The sequence below is a fragment of the Pirellulales bacterium genome (assembly GCA_036490175.1).
Classification (GTDB): Bacteria; Planctomycetota; Planctomycetia; order Pirellulales; family JACPPG01; genus JACPPG01.
In genome coordinates, this window is the sequence record DASXEJ010000034.1 from 1 (window position 1) to 17841 (window position 17841).

The 17841-nt window shown below is 62.2% G+C and carries 15 protein-coding genes; 1 reads left to right on the top strand and 14 read right to left on the bottom strand.

The genetic code is table 11. The features are described 5' to 3' along the window. The 11 genes from VGG64_02990 to VGG64_03040 form a co-directional block, all read right to left on the bottom strand. Positions 1-220 (bottom strand): helix-turn-helix domain-containing protein (locus tag VGG64_02990; GenBank protein HEY1598537.1); only part of this gene is annotated, 220 nt, incomplete at its 3' end. A gap of 327 nt (positions 221-547) precedes the next feature. Beyond that, positions 548-1564 carry an alcohol dehydrogenase gene (locus VGG64_02995; GenBank protein HEY1598538.1) on the bottom strand — a complete coding sequence of 339 codons (1017 nt, stop codon included), beginning with the start codon at positions 1562-1564 and terminating at the stop codon, positions 548-550. Positions 1565-1950: 386 nt separating this feature from the next. Then, complete coding sequence (locus VGG64_03000) at positions 1951-2976, bottom strand: hypothetical protein (protein HEY1598539.1); 1026 nt, start codon at positions 2974-2976, stop codon at positions 1951-1953. Between the two features lie 121 nt (positions 2977-3097). Next, a complete protein-coding gene (locus VGG64_03005) occupies positions 3098-3274 on the bottom strand; it encodes a hypothetical protein (protein HEY1598540.1) in 177 nt (58 codons plus the stop codon). Further along, entirely contained in the window at positions 3258-4343 is a 1086-nt protein-coding gene (locus VGG64_03010) for an SGNH/GDSL hydrolase family protein (protein ID HEY1598541.1), read from the bottom strand. Before VGG64_03010 ends, VGG64_03005 begins: the two co-directional genes overlap by 17 nt. A gap of 472 nt (positions 4344-4815) precedes the next feature. Then, complete coding sequence (locus VGG64_03015) at positions 4816-4971, bottom strand: hypothetical protein (GenBank protein ID HEY1598542.1); 156 nt, start codon at positions 4969-4971, stop codon at positions 4816-4818. A gap of 522 nt (positions 4972-5493) precedes the next feature. Continuing rightward, positions 5494-6999: a DUF1501 domain-containing protein gene (locus VGG64_03020; protein HEY1598543.1), complete on the bottom strand. Its 1506-nt coding sequence runs from the start codon at positions 6997-6999 to the stop codon at positions 5494-5496. A 90-nt stretch (positions 7000-7089) separates the two neighbouring features. After that, on the bottom strand, positions 7090-9882 hold the full coding sequence (locus tag VGG64_03025; protein ID HEY1598544.1) for a DUF1549 and DUF1553 domain-containing protein: 2793 nt from the start codon (positions 9880-9882) through the stop codon (positions 7090-7092). Between the two features lie 338 nt (positions 9883-10220). Then, complete coding sequence (locus VGG64_03030; GenBank protein ID HEY1598545.1) at positions 10221-11213, bottom strand: D-glycerate dehydrogenase; 993 nt, start codon at positions 11211-11213, stop codon at positions 10221-10223. Positions 11214-11382: 169 nt separating this feature from the next. Beyond that, on the bottom strand, positions 11383-12096 hold the full coding sequence (locus VGG64_03035; protein ID HEY1598546.1) for a hypothetical protein: 714 nt from the start codon (positions 12094-12096) through the stop codon (positions 11383-11385). A gap of 112 nt (positions 12097-12208) precedes the next feature. Then, a complete protein-coding gene (locus VGG64_03040; GenBank protein HEY1598547.1) occupies positions 12209-13570 on the bottom strand; it encodes a hypothetical protein in 1362 nt (453 codons plus the stop codon). A 472-nt stretch (positions 13571-14042) separates the two neighbouring features. On the opposite strand from VGG64_03040, the gene VGG64_03045 reads away from it, so the two are divergent. Further along, a complete protein-coding gene (locus VGG64_03045) occupies positions 14043-14225 on the top strand; it encodes a hypothetical protein (protein HEY1598548.1) in 183 nt (60 codons plus the stop codon). A 120-nt stretch (positions 14226-14345) separates the two neighbouring features. Here the strand turns inward: VGG64_03045 and VGG64_03050 are convergent, their stop codons facing one another. The 3 genes from VGG64_03050 to VGG64_03060 form a co-directional block, all read right to left on the bottom strand. After that, positions 14346-14879, bottom strand: a complete 534-nt coding sequence (locus VGG64_03050) for a CBS domain-containing protein (GenBank protein ID HEY1598549.1) — start codon at positions 14877-14879, stop codon at positions 14346-14348. Between the two features lie 123 nt (positions 14880-15002). After that, positions 15003-16022, bottom strand: coding sequence for a 2-oxoacid:ferredoxin oxidoreductase subunit beta (locus VGG64_03055; protein HEY1598550.1), 1020 nt, complete (start codon positions 16020-16022; stop codon positions 15003-15005). Positions 16023-16034: 12 nt separating this feature from the next. Continuing rightward, the gene (locus VGG64_03060; GenBank protein HEY1598551.1) at positions 16035-17834 is read right to left on the bottom strand and encodes a 2-oxoacid:acceptor oxidoreductase subunit alpha; all 1800 of its coding nucleotides are present in this window, start codon (positions 17832-17834) and stop codon (positions 16035-16037) included. Positions 17835-17841: the final 7 nt, after the last annotated feature.

Sequence of the window (17841 nt, forward strand, 5' to 3'; positions counted from 1 at the left end):
CGTGCAGGCAGCTCAGCAGCGCGTTCTTGTCGGTGAAGCGGGCGTACATCGCGCCCACAGAACTCTTGGCACGGCGTACCACTTCGGCCACGGTCGCACTCTCAAACCCCTTTTCGGCAAAGACCTCTTCGGCGGCGTCCAACAGACGCTCGAGCGTCTCTTGGCTACGCGTCTGCCGCGGCGGCCTAACCCATTCGACTTTTGCGAGGAGGCGATTCACGGCGAACCCAAGTCAGCGAGGGACCAGAGAAAAGTGGAACCGGAATTCTCGTTCTGATTTTCACGTCGCAATCAATCCGGCCCGAGAGAACCCTCGAACCGGAATCAGAATTCTCATTCTATAAATATCGGAGGGGACGCCTCATGTCAACAAGATTTGCCAGAATTTGTTGGCCCCAGCGGCGGCCGACGGCCGCTAGTGACCCCGGCAAGGATCTCCGGGCCTACCCAAATACCCCACGAACCGGGCCGGGCCGCGCAGGTTCGACCGGCGCGGTGTCGGCCGGCGCGCGGTCGGCCGTCGCTACGGATACGCCGGGCTGATCGCTTACTTGTCCATGGTCAGCACGACGCGGAAGCGGGCCTTGCCGCTTTCCATGCGCTGGTATCCCTCGGCCACACGCTCTAACGGAACGACCTCGTTCATTGATCGCACGCCCGTTTGCGCGCTGAAGCGGAGCGTGTCTTGCGAGTCGATCGACGTGCCCGAGTACCAGCCGCGGATCGTTTGCGAAGACTGGATCATTTGCATGGTGGGGATCGTCAGTGAGTTCACCACGCCGATGATCAGCATCGTGCCGGCGACCGACAGACCGCCGACCACCGCGCTCATGGCGTCGGCATTGGTTACGGTGGCCAGAATCACGCGGGCGCCGCCAAGCTTGGCAAGTTCGGCAGTTGGGTCTTGCGTTTGGTTATCAATATAGACCGCGGCGCCCAGCTTCTTGGCTAAGGGCTGCTTGTCCTGGCCGCGCGCGATGGCGACGGTGTAAAAACCCATCTTGGCCGCGAATTGTACGCCCAAGTGACCAAGCCCACCGAGCCCTAGCACCGCGACGACGTCGCCGGGGCGGGCGCCGCTGTTGCGTAGCGCGTTGAACGTGGTGATGCCGGCGCACATCAACGGCGCTGCTTCAACCGGCGAGAGATCGTCTGGGATTAACGCCACGGCGCTGGCCGGTGCGACCATGTATTCGGCGTAGCCGCCGTCGAAGTTTACGCCTGTTGCTGCCCCGTGTTGGCAGGCGAAAAACTGGCCTCGGCGACAAGGCTCGCAATAACCGCAATATCCGCCGTTCCAGCCGACTCCGACGCGCTCGCCTACGGTCCAGCCGGCCACGCCTGGTCCGAGCTTGTCGATCACGCCGGCTACTTCGTGACCCGGCACGCGCGGATATTCAATGCCAGGGAACAAGCCGTCCTTGGTGACCGAATCGCTGTGGCAGACACCGCAGGCTTGAATCTTGACCCGGATCCAACCGGCGGCCGGCTCGGGGATGGGTCGCTCGACGATTTCAAAAGCGCCCTTGGGATGCGGTATCTGGGCGACGCGCATGGTGGCCATTGCGTATTCCTCCGTAAATCTTTTGAGCGGTGATCAACCGAGTTGGTGCGATTTTCTAACGCCCGCAGTCGGGCCCGAGCATTCTTCGCGCAAAGCCCAAGCTCGACAAGCCACCGATCGAGGTGCGTCCGCCGAGAGAAAGTATAAGAATGTGAGCGTTTCCGCAATCACATCCCATGACTCGGGCTCTGCGGGCCGGGATCGATGGTTCAGATCGGCACGTCAGCAATGCTGCCCAGTCCTCAACCGTCTAAAAACGGTCCATTTCTCGGGGTCCGAGAAATGGGGTGCGTTAATGACACCGCCAATATGGGCAAAAGCGGCTGCAGAAAGAAAAAAGCCCCGCCAGACCGGAGGGTCGGGGCAAGCCTTGTGGAGTTGCGATGCTAGGCCCGGCGAAACTTCTTCCGCACGGTGACGAATCCCAGGCCGGCCAGGCCACTGATGCCGAAAACAAGCGCCGATGGCTCGGGCGCAGGTGTGAAATGGATGTAGTTCGCAAGGTTGTAGGTGGTCGAAAACGTCTCGCCCGTATAGGAGCTACTCAGTCCGGCCAAGGCTAGGATCTGTTGATCCGTGTACAGCGCCAAATGCGTTCCATAGGCGATGTTGATGGCCTCCATCCACATATTGCCAAGGATGGCGTTGCCCACGATACCGGGATGCAAACTGTCGAGCCAAAAATCGTGGGGGTCAGACCCCGAATCAGTCAAATCGATGGCGACGCCACCAACTTTCAATTGGCCGGTCGCGTAGATATTGTCTCCCAGCGTATAAAAGTCGACGAACGGAATGTGCATTGTCTGGGCGTACGTCAGCAATTGCGAATTAATGTTGCTGATGGTCCCTTGCACCCTGGCAATCGCGTCGGGATCGCCGATCGACTGCCCTTCCGGCGTCAGTGACACGTCTTCTACGCTGCCGAGCAGCATCCCTTGTATGCCAGCGGCAAACTCTGTGTTCACGGCCGTCTGGATATTGTTGACCACCGAATTTTGGAAGGCCGTGGTCTGAGCTGGCGTCGCTGTTCCCGCTGCAATCGCCAATGCCGCGGACGTTCCCCAATCGTCATTGCCGACGAAGGTAATTCCTAGCGTGACCTTTCCCGCAGTAACATCCGCGGCCATCTTCGTCTGTTGACCACCGCTTAGAAGGGTCGCTGAAGTCGCGCCGCCGACTGCGTGATCGTAGGGGAGTCCGCTGCCGCCAAAGTTCAGCCCTCGATTGGTCTGCAATTGAGCAGGCCATTTGTACGATGGCGATGAGACGGAACCGCTGTCGCCCATGACGCCGATGCCGTGCAGGATGTCACCCCGCGCAGAGGAATCGATCGAATGGAGCAGTACTGCTGCGAATGCAGCAAGCAGTAGAAGGCCTGCGCGAGGCGGCTTGCCTCGACCAAAAGAAATCATGAGCGGCTCCCTTAGGTGTGCAATCGATGCCAACGGCGACCGAGAATCGAGTGGGACAATCGCACTGCCGGGCCGCCAAACGTTGGCATGATCGTCAGCGCTTGATGGTAGATCGGTACTGTCACCCGGACAAGCCTATTCTCGATTCGTCCTTCGCAAATACGGCCGTGATCCAAGCGATCGACATTTGTCTCGTCGCAGCCTGATTGGCAAATGCCTGCTTCAGCAAAGAAACAGCATCCGGCGTGCGCAGGGCTGCAATTGGTCGCATCCCGATCGCATTATCGACGACGGCCACGGCGCGGCACGATCACAATGCCCACGGCAGCACAGATGGTTATCGCCAACGTGGATGGCTCGGGCACTGGATTAAAGATCACGTACGGGCTGACGTCGTAGTACGTGGACCCACCGACCGTCGGCGTTACCCCGGCGCGTGTCAGGATTATTTGGTCGGAAATCAGGTTCACAGCGTCGCCGTAGCCAATCTGGTCCGCCTTGAGAATCGCATTGGCCAGCAAGCCGTTGGCAACTGTGCCGGGATGAAAGCTGTCGCTGAGGTACATCCGGTTGCCGCCGTTGCCGCCCCCAGTTAGCATCTGCACGCCACCAAGTTTCGGGGGTGTGAGCGAGAGCTGTCCGAGTGCATTGAGATCGACCACGGGCATGTGATGCAGCGCAGCCAGGCTGAGAATCTGTTGGTTGATGGCGTTCACCACGCTTGTTACTTCCGCGCGGCGCGTAGCATCCGAGTAGGTCGAGCGGTAGGAAGGCGTTACGCCCAGGTCGGGCACCGTCATCAGAACCATGTGCTCGCTGGGGTTAATGGCCAGCGTTGCATTGACCGCCGACGTGATGTCTCCGACCAGGTTATTCATGAAGGTTTGTACGGCGGGATTGGTGAGGGGATTGTAGGCATGATTGGCGGCGGCGGTGTAGATCGTGCCGTACTCGCCGCCAAGCCCCACCGTGAAGTTATCTCCGCCAATTTCCATGACGGTCAACTTTACGGCATTCGAAGCCAGCGACGGCTGGAGTGAGCTAACTTGGCCAGGCAGATCGCTGCTGACGGCGCCGCCCAGGGCTACGTCATTCGCGTTGTAGTAATTGTGGTTGCCCGTGGCGTCGACTTGCGGGCCAAAGTTGTAGCCGCTCATCACCAGCTGATCGACCCAATTGAATTGCTGACCGTTGGAAAAAATGGAATAGCCGAAGCTAGGAGCCAGCGGCACCCACAGAGAATATTGCCAAGAAAGGCTGTCGCCGTAGGCGCCGATGCCGTCGCCAGAGAGGACGCCCGCCCGTAATGGCGCAGCGCAGCAGAGCAGGCAAATGAGCGACTTTGAAAACACGGATTGACGACTCACTAGCGTTCCTCTCCAGTTTCTAAACGAAAACGACCATCCGAGCGGCGCGACCTGATCCTAACTTCTCCGCAACTCCTGCGACAAGCAACTGGCAGGAATTCGTGGATTTTTGCCGAGAAATTCCACGATGGGCCGAACCTGGCGCTGATCCAGACGCACAGTGGTTTCGATGACAAGAATGCCCCTAAGCGTCTATCGCACAGCGAAAATATCTGCATTTAGCCCTATCCGATACGGTGAGCACTTCGGACGGGAAGCTGCCCGCTCAGGTCTTCCAGCGGCTATCGCCGAGTTCGCGAAGATGAAGGCCTTTGGAGTTGCGGAAAACGTTCGTTTTTCGCCATTGACTGTCGGCGACCAATTTTTTTGGCCAACTCGCTGGCGTGCATTCCGAATTCGCCGTCTCGCAATTCAAAGTGCCGCATCGCCGTCAAATCGGAGGTTTTTGATTTTGCAGCACCTGGCAGCCCGGCTACCTCGACCAGCACCGCCGAGCTTCGGGGTGCGCCGCCAACCAGGCGTCGGGCAACAGGACCGCGGCCTTGGGCGGCGAATTGCATGACAACTGGACCGGCAAGTCGCGCACGTAGGCAAACGGCTCGACCTGATTCGCCTTGGCGCTGGCCATGACGCTGTATCGCTGCCGCCTTGCCGCCATGGTCGCTGCCGAGGAACAGGTAATTCTTGCAGCCGATCGCGACGGGACGCACGCTGCGCTCAACAGAGCACTTGCTTTACGTTCCCGGCGGCATAGATGCCGTCATAGCCTGCGAAGGCGTCGGCGTGGAGGAAGCCCGTGAAGTTCGCTAGAAACGCCACCCGGCCATCACGTCGACGACTCGTCGTGTGATCCTAAACCGTGTAGGGATTCCGCCAGTCGCCGCAGTAAACCCAGAATCGCGCCGTTCGCGTTTGGGCAGGCTGGCATAGAGGACGGGAACCGGCGTATCGTCGGTGTGGATGGAATCCGATGAGCGAACCCGCTCGACCATCGCCTGATAAACCGGCTCAAGCACGGCCGTGGTTTGTGTGACGGTTACCAAGAATTGCCGGTACGCCGCGCCAGCGGCGGGCAACTGGATAGGCGGGATTTCCCGCGACGGGCGAGGAAAAGGCCGCAGGCGAAAATGCCGGGTTGCGTTGCCGCTGCTCAGGCCAAGATGCCGCGGATGACTTCGCCTTCGACATCCGTGAGGCGCATCTCGCGGCCGCTGTGGAAATAAGTCAACTGCTCGTGGTCCAGCCCCATCAAGTGCAGGATCGTGGCGTGGATATCGTGCACGTGGGCTTTATTCTCGACCGCGGCGTAGCCGAAATCGTCGGTCGCGCCGTAGGCGACGCCCCCCTTGATGCCGCCGCCGGCCATCCACATGGTAAAGCCGCGTGGGCTGTGATCGCGCCCCCCCTTATCGCCCTGCGAAGTGGGCGTTCGTCCGAACTCGCCACCCCATACCACCAAAGTTTCGTCCAACAGGCCGCGCCGTTTGAGATCCGCCAGTAAGGCCGCGATCGGCTGATCGGTCTCACCGCAGTGCAGTGCATGATTGGCTTGCACGTCTGTATGGGCGTCCCAATTTTCGTCCAGGTGGCCGCCGCCGGAATAAACCTGGACGAAGCGCACGCCGCGCTCGACCAGTCGCCGCGCCATCAGGCAGCGACGTCCGAACTTTTCGGTCTTGGGATCGTCGAGTCCGTACAGCGTGTGCGTCTCGGCCGATTCCCGCTCTAGATCGACTGCCTCGGGAGCGCTAGACTGCATGCGAAACGCCAATTCGTACGTCGCCAGTCGCGCGGCCAGCTGGCTGTCGTCGTGGGCGGCCGCCGGGCTTTGGGCCGCCAGCGCGCGCATCAGGTCCAACTGTTCGCGCTGCTGCGCCGCCGTGACGCCGCCGGGAGGCTTGAGATCGATCAACGGATCGCCTACCGTGCGGAACTGCGTCCCTTGATAGGCGGCCGGCATGAAGCCGGAACTCCAATTGGGCGCGCCGCCGATCGGGCCGCCGCGATGATCCAGAAAAACGACGAACGCTGGCAAGTCTTCGTTAACTGTGCCCAGCCCGTACGTGACCCACGAGCCGAGGCTGGGGTAACCCTGCCGGACGAAGCCGGTGTTCATCTGCAACAGGCCTGAACCATGCGCAAAGCTGTCGGCGTAGCACGAGCGAATGATCGCCATGTCGTCGACGTGTTCCGCCAGCCGCGGAAACAGATCCGAGACCTCGATGCCTGCCTGCCCGTGCCGGGTGAATTTGCGCGGGCTGCCGAGTAGCATGCCCGGGTTGCGGCTTTTGAAAAGCGGATCGTCTTCCAGATTGGGGATCGGTTGGCCATGACGTTTTGCCAACTCCGGCTTGGGATCGAACAAATCGACCTGACTAGGTCCGCCATAGTTGAACAGGAAGATGCAGCTTTTCGCCTTGGGTGCAAAATGCGCCGGGCGCGAAGCCAAGGGGGATCGAGTGGCGGCGGCCGCACGCGCGCCGGAAAATCCATCTCGGGCGAGCATCCAGGCCAAAGCCGTGCCGACAAACCCGCCGCCGGCCTGCCACAAGAATTCGCGTCGGGTGCGCCCGCACGGCGTGAGACGCGGCCCATGATAGACCGGCTCGGCTGGCAGCGAGGGGACGTCGTGCGTGTGGTAGTTTTGGCGAGGCATGGTTGAGAGCGGTCAGTAGGTCCGTGGGCGTTGGTCAGCAGCCCGTCATTCGACATTCAGTCGTGAGTTATTAATCATCCCAAAACGTTGCTATCGCACGTACACGAACTCGTTGCTGTTGAGCAGCACCAGGCAGAAGGCTTCCAAGGCTTGTTGTCGCGGATCGATGTTTTGCGAGGCTGCGGCGGCGTCGGCCGCGATTTGTTTTTCGTGCCGGGCGAGGAATTCGAGCACGGTTTCTCGTTCACCCGTGGTGGCAGGACGAGCCAACGACAGCCGGTAGGCCAACTCGACACGTGCCTGGGTATCGTCGCCGGCCTCGCGCGCGAGACGCACGGCAAACTGCTGCGCCTGCTCGCGAATGAAGGCACCATTGAGCCAGGTGAGCGCCTGCGGAGCCACGGTCGAGACAACGCGCTGCTCGCAGGTGCCGTTGGTATCGGGAAAATCGAGCACTTCCAGCTCGGGCACGAGCAAGGTTCGCTTCACGAACACGTACACGCTGCGGCGTGCTGCTTGATCGGGCTCGGACTTGCCCCAGCCGTTGCCGGGGCGCGATTGGCTGGCCAACACGTCGGCCGAGATCGTGGGATAGACGCTTGGCCCACCGCGCTCGCGGTTCAGTTGTCCGCTGGTGGCCAGGACGCAGTCGCGGATCGCCTCGGCTTCCAGGCGGCGCGGCGGGAACCGCCACAGCAAATCTTCGGCCGGATCCTTGGCCGCGGCCTCGGGCTGCGGGGCCGACGACATCTGATAGGTGTTCGACAAGACCATCAGCCGGTGCAGCGCCTTGATGTGCCAACCGCCGGCGACAAATTCGCTCGCCAGCCAGTCGAGCAACTCGGGGTGAGTGGGCATCTCGCCCATCACACCGAAATCGTTCTCGGTGCCGACCAGGCCATCACCAAAATGGTGTTGCCAGATGCGGTTCGCCATCACGCGGGCCGTCAGCGGATGACCAGGCGCGACCAACCATTGGGCCAGCTGCAAGCGGCGGCCCGTGCTCTTGGTGGTTGGCGCGGGAGGTGGCGGGGCCTGCTCGACGAGAATGGCCGGAAAGCCAGCGCTGACTTCGCCCAACGATTCGCGCGGATTGCCGCGCTTCCAGATTTTCGACAACGTGGCTTGCGGGCTTTCCTCGAACCAGACATAGGCCGAGGCCAACGGCGCAGGGCGCGCCTTGTCGGCGTCTTCCAGCTGGCGTTCCAGCTCGTCGCTGGTTTGCCGTTCGGCATCGCTGCCGCTGGAGGCCAGAAGCTTTTTCAATTTGGGACGCAGTTTTTTCGTCAGCTCGCGCTGCTTGGACGATCGCGATTCGGGCGGGGCCAGTAGCGCCTCGACGGCTTCGGGCGGGAGCATGGCCGGTTCGGCGTCGGCACCGCCACCGGTTGCCACGGGCGTGGTCTCGACGGCCACCAGACCCACGTCGATGTACTGTCCGCCGGTGGTCTGACTGCAATGCACGGCCAAGACGTTTCGGCCCGGCCGCAGTGCGGTCACGGCGTCGACCGCGATCGGCACGTTTTTGTATTCGACTGTGAAGCCATCCAGCTTGGCAGCTAGAACACCATTGAGATAGATTTCGCAGGCGTCGTCGTGATGCACGGCCAGTTGCAGTCGGCTGAGTTGTTCGGGTGGCAGTGCGTCAGCACTAAGTTCGAAATCGCGCCGCAGCCAGAGCTCGGCCGAGGCCCAGCGGGTGCGCACCGCCGTGCCCGGCGTTCCCTCGGTGCCAAAGCCGCCGGGGCCCGCTTTCCAACTCGTAGCATCGAATTCTGCCAGTTGCCAATCCCCGGCCGGCGCTTCTTCGCAGTAACGCCAGGTCTGCGGTTGCTCGCGCGATGTCGCGACGATCGCGTGCACCTCGGGCGAGCGCAGCAGGCCGGCCCCGGCCAACCGCTTGCACAGCTCCCATTCGGTCCGCTCGCGGTCCGCCCGCAAGGTGGCCACGCGCTCGTCGACGGTTTTGTTTGCCGCCTGATACGCGGCCAGCTCGGTCTCGGTGCCCACCATGCGATCGAGATCGGTGCGTCCGTCTTGCGGGCGTTTGAGGGGCTCGAACACGGCCAGCATGCGGGTGTAGTCGCGCTGCGTGAACGATTCGAACTTGTGATCGTGACAGCGTGCGCAGCGCAGCGTTTGTGCCAGGAAAGTGGCCGAGGCCGTGCCCAGCACGTCGTCGAGCTGGTCGTAGCGGTCGATCAGTGCATCGGCCGGTTCGTCGTCCCACGGTCCTAATCGCAGGAACGTGGTGGCGATGCACGTTTCGGCATTCGCGTCGGCAAGTTCGTCGCCGGCCAGTTGCTCGGTGAGGAACCGATCGTACGGCTTATCGTTGTTAAAGGCGTTGATCACGTAATCGCGATAGCGCCACGCGCTGGGTTTGGCGCCGTCGCGCTCGTAGCCGTTCGATTCGGCATAGCGCACCACGTCCAGCCAGTGCCGACCCCACCGCTCGCCATACGCCGGGCGCGCGAGCAGATCGTCGACCACCCTGTCTAGCGCGTCCGGCGCCTGATCGGCGAGGAAGGCGTCTTGTTCGGCCGGCGTCGGCGCCAGGCCAATCAAGTCAAGATAAACCCTCCGCAACAACGTTAGTTTGTCGGCCGAAGGATTGGGCGCGAGACCCTCGGCTTCGAGCCGGGCCAGGACAAAGGCGTCGATTGGGTTTTTAACCCAGTCGGTATTCTTGACCGCGGGCAACGCGCCGCGGCGTGGAGGGACGAAGGACCAATGCTCGCGATCCGAATCGCTGAATTGGAACCGGCCGTAAGGCTCGTCGGCCACGGCCCGATCAGTTGGCAGAGCCACCCCTAGCGCGCAGCAAATGAGCCAGCCGACCAAGGCCGTCATCATGCGCACAGGCGGGAACGAACCAAACATCGGCGGGGCGACTCCCTGGCCTCTTCGTGTGCGACGGACGGTCGCCGTCGCTCAGGGGACGCAGGCATGGCAGGGTGGCCCCCGGCGGGCCACGGCTTCAGCATACCAGGACCTGCCGTAACATCAAGATTTCTGCATGCGTCCGAGGGGAAGAAGAGCTCACCACGGAGACGCGGAGGCGCGGAGGAGGAGGGAAATAAGGAATGCTAAATGAAGGGTGATGAACTCGATATACGAAGCAAGATTGTCGGTCCACTCGGCAGTTGACGAGCGGTGCGAAATGTTCAACATTTCCCGCCGGCCTTGTCTCCGAGCCTCCGTGGTGAATCCTCCGGACTTCAGCGGCGGCGGCGCGGCTCGACGTCGGGGTTCACACAAGCACGGAGCGGTTTGCCGGTGACGCCGGCGATGAGATTGTCGGCCGCGATGTCGGCCATGGCGTTGCGACTGGTGACGGTGGCACTAGCGATGTGCGGCGCCACCACGCAATTGGGGAGCGTCAAGAGCGGGTTGTCGATACGGGGCGGCTCGGGATCGGTTACGTCGAGCCCGGCCGCAAAGATCACCCCGCTGCGCAGCGCCTCGGCCAGATCGGCCTCGACCACCAACGGCCCGCGAGCGGTGTTTACGAACACGGCTGTCGGCTTCATCTTGCGGAAGGCGGCCGTGTTGAACATGCCGCGCGTGCTGTCGTTCAGGTCGGTGTGGACCGAGATGAAATCCGACTCGGCCAAGAGCGTATCGAGTTCGACTCGCTCGGCGCCCACTTCTTGCTCGGCGGCCGAATTGGGGTGCAAGTCATGATAAAGGACGCGCATGCCCCAGCCGCCGTGGCAGCGCTTGGCCATGGCCAGGCCGATGCGCCCCATGCCGACGATGCCAATGGTGCGGCCGACCAGGTCCTGCCCGATGTGACCGAGCGGTTCCCACGTTTTCCACTGGCCGCTGGCGGCGTAGTGCTGCGATTCGACGATCCGCCGCGCGGCGGAAATCAACAGGCTGAAGGCCATGTCGGCCGTGGCGTCGGTCAGCACGCCCGGCGTGTTGCCGACGGCGATGCCGCGCTCGGTGGCGGCCGGGATGTCGATATTGTTGAAGCCGACGGCGTAGTTGCTGATCACCTTCAAGCGCGGCGCGGCATCCATCAAGGCCGCGTCGATCCGCTCGGTCAGCAGCGACAGCAGGCCATCGCAACCGGCCACGCGTTTGCGCAGCTCATCGGCCGAAGGGGGGAGCGGCTCGCCCCACACGTCGGCATCGCAATGCTCGCGCAGCTTGGCAAGACCAGCGGCGGGAATCAGACGGGTCACAAAAACTTTGGGTTTGGGCATAGTGTCTTGGGTCGGTCGTAGGAAACCAGGGGACAAATCGCCGCGCCGGTCTCACGACGACGCATCGTGAATTCCGGTCTCGCACGGCGGCGCGATTCCCAAAGAATAACCGGCCGATCGGGCTCCGCAAACCACGACGGGGCCTCGGGAACAAAAGGCGCGGCGACACCTATACGCCACGTGGCATTGCCAACAGCAGGTCGTCTGACATCCGTTCGAGACCTTCCCGGTCGCCTCCCAAGGCAATCATCGCGCGGCATCGCAATAGCAGCAAGACGAGCACGTCCGCGCTCGTACCGTGAGGTGCACGCATTACTTCTTGCACTTCGGAGACGTCGAGCGGCAGCACGTCGTCGACAAACGCTGTGACGTTTTCCGCAATATCTGGCGTAACGTAGGCCGGATCGGCCGCGATGCCGACCACCGACGCGCACGCGGTGCGTATCGCCTTGTCGCGATCCGAGACCGAGAACGTAAAGTAATAGGTCGGCAGCGCAATCGCGGCGGCCGTGACGAGAATGAGGGTCGACACTATCGCGAGCAGGCCCTCGTTTGGAAGCGGCATCGAAAAGTGCGACACGGCCGATCCCGCGAGTCCGATGGTTCCTATCATCGTCAACCCAGCGCCAAGCGCGCGCACGTATGTCACGGCCACCGACAGCCAATTGATCCGCGCGAGTCGCAGACCGACGATGCCTTGCTCAGAAAAGCGTGCGAGAACGGGAATGCCAGTCTTCACCGGCTTGTTTAGTCGTTCGAAATAGTAGGATTCGAGCGGTATGAGCGGCAGAAACTGGAGCATGGCAAACTTAGTAACGATCGGTGTCCGGCCGACGCGCCGTACCGCGCCGTAGACATCCGAACCCACCGTGGCCCCGAGCATGCACGATACCTTGCCAATTCAGATACGAATTGATGAACCGCTGGAAAGGTGTCCCGTTTCTAGCCGCTGTCGCCTGCGGCGTTTTGCTGCGAAAAGCCGACTTCCGGATTGATTACGCCTTTGGTGCGTCGGCCGGCTTGGCTTCTTCCTTTGGCGCCTCGGGCTTCGCCGATTCGGCTGGTTTGGCCGGCTCGGCGGCCTTGGGTGCATCGGCGGGCTTCGCCGGCTCAGCGGGTTTTGCAGGGTCGGCAGGTTTCGCATCAGCCGGCTTGGCCTCTTCGGCCGGCTTCTTTTCCTCTGGCTTGGCGGCTGGGTCAGCGGGCTTGGCTGGTTCGGCCGGTTTCGCTGGCTCGGCTGGCTTGGCCGGTTCGGCGGGTTTCGCCTCAGCCGGTGCGGCGGCGGTCTCGGTCGGTTTGGCCGGCTCGGCCTTGGGGGCGTCGGCCGGCGCAGTTGCGGGGAAGACGTCCTGGAATTCGAGCTTCTGGATGAACTTCACCAGACGCGGTCCGCTCCCTTGGCTGCCCACGGCCAGAACCTGGCCATTGGGGGCGAAGGCCACGCTCCAGGCTGCACCCTCGAAACCGCCGAGCGTGCCGATTTCTTGCTTCGCGTCGATGCTCCACAGCTTCGCGCTGCGATCATGGCTGGCCGAGGCCAGCAGTTTGCCGTCGGGCGAGAAGCGGATGGCGGTGACCCAGTTCTTGTGACCGGCCAGGGCCGCAGTCTCTTTGCCGCCGGCGACGTCCCACAGTTTGATCGTGCGATCGGCGCTACCACTGGCCAAGGTTTTGCCGTCGGGCGAGAAGGCGACCGAGGTGACGCCATCGGCATGACCTTCCAGCTTGGCCTTTACGGTGCCGGCGGCCACGTCCCACAGTTGCACGGTCTTGTCACCGCTGGCGGTGGCCACGGTGGCGCTGTCGGGCGAGAAGGCGATGCCGTTGACACTGCCGGTATGCCCGGCGAGGGCCTTTACGTCGGTGCCGGTGTTGGGGTCCAACAGCTTGGCCGTCATGTCTTCACTGGCGCTGGCGAGTAGCTTGCCATCGGGCGAAAAGACCAGAGACGTGATCCAATGCTTGTGCGGTTGTACCGAAGCTTTTTCTTTGCCGGACTCTAAATCCCACAGCTTCAGGATGCCGTCGTAGCTGCCCGTGGCCAAGGTTTTGCCGTCGGGCGAGAAGGCGACGGACCAGACCGTACTTTGATGACCGTCGAGCTTGGCTTTTTCCTTGCCGGTGGAGACGTCCCACAGCCGTACTTCGCCCGGCCGATAGAGCAGCGTCTGACCGCCGACAGTGGCCAAGGTATTGCCGTCGGGCGAATAGGCCACGGCGGTGACCCAGTTTCGGAAGCTACCCAGCGATGGCGGTTCGTCAGCCAACGCGGGGCGCGAGATCAGGGCCAACAGGGCGGCGGCAGCTACGAGCGTCAAAACCAATTGCTGGTCTCGATAGTATGGGCGGCGGGACATTGAATGGTTCTCCAACAACGCGCGATTATTTGGGGCGGGGACCGGGGAGCCGTTATGTCGTCAAACTCGGTCCCACTATGGTAATCCCTCCGCCGACTGGAAGCTACGCGTGGCCGCCGGTCGAAGAGGTCAAAACCTGGTTAAAACTTGATAGAGGGCCACGCATTCTCGGGCCGGCCTGCCTGGCACGCCACGCCTGCAACAAGGGTAGTTCCAGGCGCCGTGGCTGGCGGGAAATCTAGTCCGCTGCGTCGTGCGGCGGTGCCTCTTTCGGCGGCGCGGCCGCCGCTCGTTTCAAGCGAACAAGTTGCGCAGACCGAAGCGTCGTCGCGTGCGGTTCGATCAAACGCGGCAAACCAGCGAGATTGTTCGCCGGCGCGCTTGAACAGCTAGCAAGTCCCCTTAGAATGACGGATTCAAGAGTGCCCCCGTGGGTGCTCGCCGTAGCGATGATCGCAGGAGCTTTCGAGCAATGTCAGGACCGATCGTGCGTTCGGGCCCCAGCCCGGAGTTTACGAAGAACTGGGACAGCGTCTTCAACAAGAGGCAAGGTAAGAAACAAGCTGCGGCCAAGCCGGCCAAGGCAGCCGCCAAGTCGGTCAAGGCAAAGGCTCCCGCCAAAGCGAAGAAGAAGGCGATCGCGAAGCGGAAATGATGATTAAGAAATGCTGAATGATGAAGGCAATATAAAGATTTAGCGATCGCTGAACGGCCTGCCGTGCGAAGCTGGCATCGGCTCAGCATTCATCATTTTGCATTCATCATTCTCACGCTCTTACCCGAGCGACATCAGATCTTCGGTGATGTAGCGCAGGATATCACGGACCGAGACGATGCCGGATACCTTGCCGCCGCTGGCCACCGGTCCGCTCATCACGGGGATGTGTCGGTAACCGCCGACATCCATCTTGTGCAGGGCGAAGGCGATCGGCGCGTCGGCCTCGATCGTGTCGGGCGAGGCGGTCATGAAGTCGCGGACCGGCCGCGTGGCGTGCAGGGCCGCATCGACGTTCAATCGCAACAGAGCGTCGCGCTCTGTGAAGATACCGACCATTTGTCCATTGTCGTTGACCACGATGCAGCCGATCGCGCGGCTGACCATCAGTCGTAGCACGTCGCCGACCGGCGTGGAGGCCTCGACGCCGAGCGGTTTGCGCGGCGCGAGCATGTAGACCCGATCCTTGATCAGGCTGTGCTCGATCGTGGACGACGTCCGCGGCTTACTGAGGAACCCCAGCGGCTGCTGACATTGTTCGCACTCGTCAGCGCCGTCGATGTTCTCTTCTTTGCAAAACGGGCAGATCACCATCGCCTCATCCTACGGTCGTTGGCGAATGACACAACGCGCGACGACAAGAACTTTTCCCGACACCGAGCCACTGGGGGACGCGCCAGCCCAGGGACGCCAAGCTGTTTTACAACAGCGGCGATCCTAGGCAACGGTCCAGGTCTCTCCGGAATTGAAAAGCTTGCTCAGATCCCCATCGCCACGCGCTTTGCGCGCTTCGACGACCTGGGCGTTGAGCAAGTCGTCGTACATCGGGTGATTCACGGCCCGGAAGACGCCGATCGGCTCGGGGAATTCCGGATAGCTCATACGGCTGAGCAGGTAGGCCAGGCTCGGCTCGGGGGCTTGCTCGTCGTGGAACAGCAGGTCGTCCTCCGAGATCCCCTTGCCCAACTCGACGACCTCGGGGTTCATACCGTTGAGGCGAATTCCCTTGTCGCGATTCTTGCCGAAGATCAGCGGCTTGCCGTGCTCCAGCTCGATCGTGGTGTCGGCCTTGGTCTCGCGGTCGGTCGCGTAGTCGAAGGCCCCGTCGTTGAACACGTTGCAGTTCTGATAGACCTCGATGAACGAGGTGCCGCGGTGCTCGGCGGCACGCTTGAGCATCGCGCCCAGGTGCTTGATGTTGGTATCGATCGAGCGGGCGATGAAGGTTCCCTCGCAGCCGATGGCGATCGAGAGCGGGTGCAGCGGATTGTCGATCGCGCCCATGGGAGTGCTCTTGGTGACCTTGCCCAGCGGCGAGGTCGGCGAGTACTGCCCCTTGGTCAACCCATAAATGCGGTTGTTGAAGAGCACGATGTTGATATCGAGATTGCGGCGGATGGCATGCATCAGGTGATTGCCGCCGATGCTCAGGCCGTCGCCGTCGCCGGTGATGACCCACACCATCAGGTCGGGGCGCGAGGCCTTCAGCCCGGTGGCCACGGCCGGAGCCCGGCCATGGATCGAGTGAATACCGTAGGTGTTCATGTAGTAGGGAAAACGGCTGGAGCAGCCTATGCCCGACACGAACACCATTTTCTCTGGCGGCACGCCCAGGCTGGGGAGCACCTTCTTCATTTGGGCGAGGATCGAATAGTCACCGCACCCAGGGCACCAGCGCACGTCCTGGTCGCTGGCGAAATCATTGGCAGTTAAAACGGGTAACGAAGTAGTGCTCATTGCGCGAAAAACCTAGCGAAGAAGTTCGTTGATTTTGTTGACGATTTCGTAGACGCTGAATGGCTTGCCCTGCACCTTGTTGAGTCCTGCGGCGTCGACCATGTACTGACCCCGGATCAAGAGCCGCAGTTGGCCCTTGTTGAGCTCGGGGATGAGGACCTTTTCGTAGTTCTTGAACAACTCGCCCAGGTTGGCAGGGAACGGATTCAAGTAGCGAAGATGGGCGTGGGCCACCGCGCCCCCCTTGGCCTGCACTTCGCGTACGGCCGTGGCGCAGGCACCGTAGGTGCCGCCCCAACTGAGGACCAGCAGCTTCCCCGTGGCCGGTCCGTCGACCGCTTGCGGTGGAATGTCCAGGGCGATATTCGCCACCTTGCGGGCACGCAGATCGACCATGTGCTGATGGTTCGCCGGTTCGTAGTTCACGTTGCCGGTGATGTCCTGCTTTTCCAAACCGCCAATGCGGTGCATCAATCCGGGCGTGCCGGGGATGGCCCACGGGCGGGCCAAACGCTCGTCGCGGGCGTAGGCGTGGAAGACGTCGCCGTCACTCAGCGGACCGGGGTGCTTGACCTCGATTGGCGCGAGTGACTTTAGATCCGGAATCTTCCACGGCTCGGAGCCGTTGGCGATGTAACCGTCTGTCAGCAGGAACACCGGCGTCATGTAGCGGACCGCGATCCGCCACGCCTCTTGCACGGCGTCGAAGCAATCGGCCGGGCTGCGGGCGGCGATCACCGGCAGCGGGCATTCGCCGTTGCGGCCGCAAACGGCTTGCAGCAGGTCGGCCTGCTCGGTCTTAGTCGGCAGGCCCGTGCTCGGGCCGCCGCGTTGAACGTTGATGACCAGCAGCGGCAATTCGGTCATTACGGCCAGGCCGATCGCCTCTTGCTTCAGGGCAATGCCCGGTCCGCTGGAGGTGGTCACCGACATGGACCCACCGAAGGCGGCGCCGATGGCCGAGGTGACGGCGGCGATTTCATCTTCGGCCTGGAACGTGAGCACGCCGAAGTTCTTGTGCTTGGCCAACTCGTGCAGAATGTCGCTGGCCGGGGTGATCGGATAGCTTCCCAGGAACAGCTGGCAATTGCTGCGCTTGGCGGCGGTGATCAAGCCGTAGGCCGTGGCCTCGTTCCCCATGATGTTGCGATACAAGCCGGGCACGAGCTCGGCCTTGTTGACGCGGAACTGGCTGGCAAAGGCCTCGGTCGTTTCGCCGTAGTTGTAGCCGGCCTTGAGGGCGCGGCGGTTGGCCTCGGCGATTTCGGGGCGCTTGCCGAATTTGGCCTCGATGTAGCGGAGGGTTGGCTCCAGCGAGCGATCGTACAGCCAGAACACCAGGCCCATGGCGTAGAAGTTACGGCAGCGGTCGGCTTCCTTCATGCCCAGGCCGAGGTCGTCGACGGCCAGGCGGGTGAGCCGGGTGACTTCGATCGGAAACACCTGGTAAGCGGCCAGGCTGCCATCTTCGAGCGGATTCTCTTCGTAGCCGGCCTGCTTGAGACCCTTCTCGTCGAAGGCGTCCTTATTGATGACCAGGATGCCGCCCGAGACCAGATCCATCAGGTTCGTGGTGAGCGCGGCGGGGTTGAACGCCACCAGCGCGTCGACCTGGTCGCCGGGAGTGAAAATCTCCTTGCTGGCGAAGTGAATCTGGAAACCGCTCACGCCGGCCTTGGTGCCGCGCGGGGCGCGAATTTCGGCCGGGAAATCCGGGAACGTGGCGATGTCATTACCCGCCAGTGCCGACGTATTGGTGAACTGCGTGCCGGCCAATTGCATGCCGTCCCCCGAGTCGCCGCAAAAGCGCACGGTGGCA